Raw genomic sequence first — 974 nt, 5'->3', positions numbered from 1 at the left:
CCGGCCCGCCCACTGGCGTCACCGGCATTGCCACCGACACCACCGTTGCCACCCGTGCCGCCGTAGCCGTTGTTCGACGTGACCACACCGGTCGCACCGGTACCGCCGACGCCACCGTTGCCGCCGTCGCCGCCGGTTCCACGGGTGCCGGCGAAGGCTCCGCCCGCACCGCCCTTGCCGCCGGTGCCGCCGTTGCCGCCGTCTCCGCCTCGGCCTCCGGCATCCATGCTGGTGGCCGCGCTGCCTGCGGCGCCGTCGCCGCCATTGCCGCCGTTGCCGCCGTTACCGCGGTCACCGCCGTTGCCCCCGGTGCCGCCGTTGCCGCCGTGGGCGCCGCCGATCGCCCGGCCGTCGGCGGCGGCGTTGTAGCCGTCGCCACCGTTGCCGCCGTTGCCCACCACACCGGTCACGCCGTTGCCGGCCTTGCCGTTGCTGCCCGCGGTGCCGGTGCCTGCGGCCCCGCCTGTCCCGGCCTCACCGCGGCCTCCGGCGGATCCGGCAGCACCGGCGTTGCCGCCGTCTCCGCCGTTACCGCCGGCGTGGTGGGTGGCGTCGCCGCCCTTGCCGTCACCGCCGTCACCGGGGGTTCCCGCATCGCCGCCGGTGCCGCCGTTGCCGCCGTCGCCGTTCGCGCCGGCTGTACCGCCCGGCACGGTCGATGTCCCGCCGTTACCGCCGGCGCCGCCGGCGCCGCCATTACCGCCGTCGCCACCGTTGCCTGCGTTTCCGCCGTGGGTTCCGGCTGCGGCGGTCGCATCGGTTGCCGCGTTGTAGCCGTTGTGCCCGGCACCGCCATTGGCGCCCTGACCGCCGTGACCGCCGTTGCCGCCGGCCCCGCCGACGAGCCCGGAGCCGCCGTTGCCGCCGATTCCGGCGGCACCGCCGTGTCCGCCACGCTGTCCGTCATCACCGGCGTTCGCACCGTTGGAACCCTGGTAGCCGTTGCCACCGTTGCCGCCATTGCCGCCGTTGCC

At 76.6% G+C, this 974-nt stretch carries 1 pseudogene; it reads right to left on the bottom strand.

Annotated elements, in window-relative coordinates:
* Positions 1-974 (bottom strand): annotated as a pseudogene (locus tag LI92_RS24040) (hypothetical protein); the annotation flags it as partial.

The organism is Mycobacterium sp. UM_Kg1 (genome assembly GCF_000972925.1).
In the GTDB taxonomy this organism is placed as follows: Bacteria; Actinomycetota; Actinomycetes; order Mycobacteriales; family Mycobacteriaceae; genus Mycobacterium; species Mycobacterium hiberniae.
The sequence above is the reverse complement of the archived record's forward strand: the minus strand, read 5'-3'. Positions and strand labels throughout refer to the sequence as shown.